Below are 4063 nucleotides of genomic sequence, written 5' to 3'. Positions count from 1 at the left end.
AACGGCTGCCCCGAAGGCGGCACCGACACCCACGTGGCGGTGATGGGCTGCGGCGCCAGATCGTGAACGGTGAAATCCCGATCAGGGACCGGCATGCTTGCTTCTCCGGGCCCCTGCAACCAGAAAGACTGCAGATTTGAAACGCGATACTTTGCTTCGAGGATGGCGCGCAGGCCGTCAACAGGTCCTGAGATTCCAGCGACGACGTTCATCTGGTCCACGAAGTTCCCCATGGGATTGTGAGGGTGTACGCAGGCGGAAAAGCGCGGAGAGCACCAAGGGATGCCAAGCAGGGCGGACGGCCGGCCTGACCAAGGAGGAGGTCCCCGTTGCGCATGGGCGCGGTTCACCAGTCGGGCAACGACGAACTCGGTCGCTTCCTGAAGTCGCACCCGTCCGCGCTACCGCCTGATCGCTGACGGGTTCGTCGCATCAGACTATGGACGCCAACGCGCTCCCGTCAGCCGGTTCACTCGGACAACGATGTCCTCCCCGGGGCCGGGAAGCTGGCGAGCAGGTCCACGACGGACACCGACATGAAAAATCCCCTCGTTACCGACACGAGTGACGCTGCTGGTAGCGCCCGACCCTCGACAAAACAGGCCAGGCCGGACTCATCGCACCAGGAACCGAGCAGCGGGCATCGACCATCGTCATGGGCCCGCCCGCCTGGCAAGAACCGATCACATCACACATCGTGATCATCCGTCACCTCAAAGCGATATTTCGCCATCCGTGCGGCCGGAATCGGCAGCCACTCACTCCGGAAGTCGGCGAAGGCCGACCCGAACGCGACGCAGAGCACGCTCCCGGCGAGAAGCAGCGGGCCACACCTCGATGATTTCCAGTCGACCTCGATCGAGCCAAAGACTGACGATACGTCATAGCACCTCCGTGACAGGTGATATGACGTAGTCGAGCTGGAGGTGGTCCGTCATGACCCGCTACTGCGTCGACCCCGCTCGACACGAACTCATCGCCACCTGGGGAACCGGCCAAGGCGACCTTGCCTCACGGATCGCCACCGTCCCGGCCGGCACGGACCTCGCCGCGCTGTCCCGCCTGACTGCGGCCCTTACCCAACTGTCGGCGGCGGCCTGGCGCACCTACACCCACCCGGCCGGCGCCGCCGACTCATTGGAGGTGAACAGCGAGGGCTGGCGTCGGGAAGAGGAACGCAAGGCGTTCGCCGGGGTCGCCGCAGCCGTGACCACGCCGAACCTTCCCCAGGGCGGCTCGGTGATCGTCGAGTACAGCCCGGTGCTGGAGAACGCGCACCGCGTCGGGGATTCGCCTGCCGGGGAGGTGCGCCTCGATGAGCCGGTGGTCGACGCTCGGCTCAGGGAGGGTGAGCGAGCGCAGCTCCGGGTCGTCGTAGGCCTCTGTCCCGAGGCCGACTGGTTTGCCGGACGTGAGGCCTCGGCCGTCGAGCCGCAGGGCGACCGCGGGGGCCACCGCCGAGCGCGCCCCTGCGGCCGGACAGGGCCAGGGGCAGGCGCGGGGGCCCCTCCTCCCGGGTGAGAGCTCGGTGGCCGGCTGCCCTACGGCTACCAACGACTACCAACGGCTGCGCGAGGGTGCGGAGTTGAGTCTGGAGGTGAGCGCCGCGAGGAAGGTCGGGAGCTTGTCCACCATGGATCTGGGGACCGGGGTGGTCTGGACGGTGTCCCGCCGCACGTCCTGGACGACGAGCCTGTAGGTGCCGTTCTCCTCGACGAGTTCGGCGGCGTAGAGCAGGGTTTCTGTGGAGGTTTCCATCGGGGGTCCTAGGCGTGGGTGTCGTTGAGCCAGGCGGTCCACGCCCCGGTGGCCCGCTGCTCGTCGGCGTCCTCGGCGAACAGGTGGTGAGCCAGCCAGATCGGCGTGCCCCAGGTGCTGCCGTTGAAGAAGCGGTAGAGCGTGTCCGGGCCGCGCAGGCCGACGAAGTCGGGGCTGAGCCAGTCCATGACCACCTCTTCCGGGCCGCCGTCCGGGCCGGGGACGTGGAGTGTGAGCCGGTCGCCGACGGCCGCGTCCTCGGCGAGGCCGAGGCGTCGGCGCAGGGCGGCGAAGTCGGCCGGGTCGGAGGTGGGTTCGGGGCGCTGGGCCTTGACGTAGACGGCGGGGCGGCCGGCGAAGTGCCGCAGGTACTCGGCGAGGCCGTGCTGGTAGAAGTCGACGTGCTTCTCGGCCGCGTCCGACTTGGCGTCCCACCTCCAGGCCTCGTCGACGACGCCCGTGTGCACCCAGTGGATTCCCATCCGCAGGTGGCTCGTTCCGCCGTCGGCCGGCTCGATGTGGTAGCTGAGCGTGTTGGAGAACCCGCCGTCCTGGGTCGCGCGGACGGCGAAGCGCCGCGGCGGCTCCCAGGCCACGACAGTGGCGTCGCCCCGGGTGGCCTTTCCGCCGACGCGCGGCTCGACCTCCATCGGGTACAGCCAGCCGAGGTTGCCGGCGCCGGTGGCGACCGCGTCCCAGACCTGTTCGGGCGTGGCGGGCAGGTCCTGTTCCCGGCGGACCTCGAACTCTCGGGCCATGGTCGGTTCTCCTTCGTCGTCGTTCATGGTCAGTAGCCGTCGTTCATGGTCAGTAGTCGTCGTTCATGGTCAGTAGGTGAGCGGGAGGGTGCTCAGCCGCCGTTGCAGCGGGTTGGGCCGCCAGTCCAGCGCCGTCTCGTCGGCCAGCCGCAGCTCGGGCAGCCGGCGCACCAGCGTGCCGATCGCCACCTCGGCCTGGAGCTTGGCCAGTGGGCCGCCGAGGCAGAAGTGCGGTCCGTGGCCGAAGCTCAGGTGCCGGTTGCCGGGGCGGGTCAGGTCGAGCCGGTCGGGGTCCTCGAAGCGCTCGGGATCGCGGTTGGTCGCACCGAGGAACAGGTACGCCAACTCGCCCTCCCGCAGCGTCCGTCCGCCGATCTCCAGGTCCTCCGCGACGACCCGGACGATCGCCTGGGTCACCGTGTCGTAGCGGGCCAGTTCCTCGACGGCGCCGCGGATCAGCCCCGGGTCCGCGCACAGCCGGGCCAGTTGGTCCGGGTGGCGCAGCAGGGCGAGGACGCCGTTGCCGAGCAGGTGGGTGGTGGTCTCGTCGCCGGCGGTGATCAGGACGAAGCAGGTGGACAGCAGTTCGGAGTCGGTGAGCCGGTCGTCCTGCGCCTGGGTGGCGACCAGGGCGCTGATGAGGTCGTCGCCCGGTTCGCGCCGGCGCTGCCGGATGAGCCCGGACAGGTACTCCTCGTACTGCCCGATCGCCTCCTCGGACTTGTCGATGTCCTCGCCCAGCCGGCCGAAGCGGCGGAACCAGGTCTTGACCTGCGGGCGGTCCTCGTCCGGAATGCCGAAGAGCTCACAGACGACGGACATCGGCAGCGGGGCGGCGACCGCCTCGATCAGGTCCATGGCCGGCCCCGCCGCGATCGACTCGTCGATGAGCCGGTCGACGATGCGCTGGATGCCGTCGCGCAGGGCTTCGACGCGCCGGGCGGTGAACGCGCGGTTGGCGAGCTTGCGCAGCCGGGCGTGGTCCGGCGGGTCGGTGTTGGTCATCACCCGGCCGAGCCGGTCGGTGAGCCGGCTGAAGGCCTTGAGGTCGCCGCCGAGCGCTCCGTAGGCGCGGGTCATCCGGTCCCGGTCGTTGGACAGCCGCAGGTCGCTCAGGGCCGCCTCGACGTCGGCGTACCGGGTGAGGTACCAGATGCCCTGGGCGCTGCGGTGGACGGGGCTCTCGCGCCGCATGCGGGCGTAGAACGGGTACGGGTCCCGCCGGGCCTCGGGGGTGAGCAGGTCCGCGGCGTAGTCGTGGGGCGGGGCGAGGCCCGCCGCGGGGCGGGCCTCGTCCGTGGTGTCGGTCGGATTCACTACGGGCCGCGTTACCGCTGGGCGTCCATGGCGTCGGCGAGGCTCCTGGGCCGCATGTCGGTCCAGGACTTCTCGACGTACTCCAGGCAGGCGGCGTTGGTGTCGGGGCCGTGGGCGACGGTCCAGCCGTCGGGGACGTCCGCGAACCGGGGCCAGAGCGAGTGCTGGTTCTCGTCGTTGACGAGCACGAGGAAGGTGCCGTCCTGGTCGTCGAAGGGGTTGGTCATGGG

At 69.9% G+C, this 4063-nt stretch carries 6 protein-coding genes; 1 reads left to right on the top strand and 5 read right to left on the bottom strand.

The features are described 5' to 3' along the window. Nucleotides 1-221, bottom strand: a 221-nt coding sequence (locus tag ACZ6EM_RS27820; protein ID WP_465773500.1) for a hypothetical protein, incomplete at its 3' end; no start/stop codon positions are given. A gap of 715 nt (nucleotides 222-936) precedes the next feature. On the opposite strand from ACZ6EM_RS27820, the gene ACZ6EM_RS27815 reads away from it, so the two are divergent. Further along, nucleotides 937-1521 carry a hypothetical protein gene (locus ACZ6EM_RS27815; protein ID WP_465773499.1) on the top strand — a complete coding sequence of 195 codons (585 nt, stop codon included), beginning with the start codon at nucleotides 937-939 and terminating at the stop codon, nucleotides 1519-1521. Nucleotides 1522-1557: 36 nt separating this feature from the next. On the opposite strand, the gene ACZ6EM_RS27810 is transcribed toward ACZ6EM_RS27815, so the two are convergent. The 4 genes from ACZ6EM_RS27810 to ACZ6EM_RS27795 form a co-directional block, all read right to left on the bottom strand. Beyond that, on the bottom strand, nucleotides 1558-1758 hold the full coding sequence (locus ACZ6EM_RS27810) for a hypothetical protein (RefSeq protein ID WP_452178465.1): 201 nt from the start codon (nucleotides 1756-1758) through the stop codon (nucleotides 1558-1560). Between the two features lie 8 nt (nucleotides 1759-1766). Then, nucleotides 1767-2516, bottom strand: a complete 750-nt coding sequence (locus ACZ6EM_RS27805; protein WP_465773498.1) for an SRPBCC family protein — start codon at nucleotides 2514-2516, stop codon at nucleotides 1767-1769. A 69-nt stretch (nucleotides 2517-2585) separates the two neighbouring features. Beyond that, nucleotides 2586-3833: a cytochrome P450 gene (locus ACZ6EM_RS27800; RefSeq protein ID WP_465773497.1), complete on the bottom strand. Its 1248-nt coding sequence runs from the start codon at nucleotides 3831-3833 to the stop codon at nucleotides 2586-2588. Nucleotides 3834-3844: 11 nt separating this feature from the next. Beyond that, nucleotides 3845-4060 carry an MbtH family protein gene (locus ACZ6EM_RS27795; protein ID WP_401053975.1) on the bottom strand — a complete coding sequence of 72 codons (216 nt, stop codon included), beginning with the start codon at nucleotides 4058-4060 and terminating at the stop codon, nucleotides 3845-3847. Between the last annotated feature and the right edge of the window lie 3 nt (nucleotides 4061-4063).

The sequence above is a fragment of the Kitasatospora sp. NPDC041917 genome (assembly GCF_055589745.1).
This window is presented reverse-complemented; position numbering and strand designations above follow the sequence as displayed.

Coding starts and splice junctions, on each gene's coding strand:
- ACZ6EM_RS27815 (WP_465773499.1), top strand. CDS start 937: ATGACCCGCTACTGCGTCGACCCCGCTCGACACGAACTCATCGCCACC.
- ACZ6EM_RS27810 (WP_452178465.1), bottom strand. CDS start 1,758: ATGGAAACCTCCACAGAAACCCTGCTCTACGCCGCCGAACTCGTCGAG.
- ACZ6EM_RS27805 (WP_465773498.1), bottom strand. CDS start 2,516: ATGGCCCGAGAGTTCGAGGTCCGCCGGGAACAGGACCTGCCCGCCACG.
- ACZ6EM_RS27795 (WP_401053975.1), bottom strand. CDS start 4,060: ATGACCAACCCCTTCGACGACCAGGACGGCACCTTCCTCGTGCTCGTC.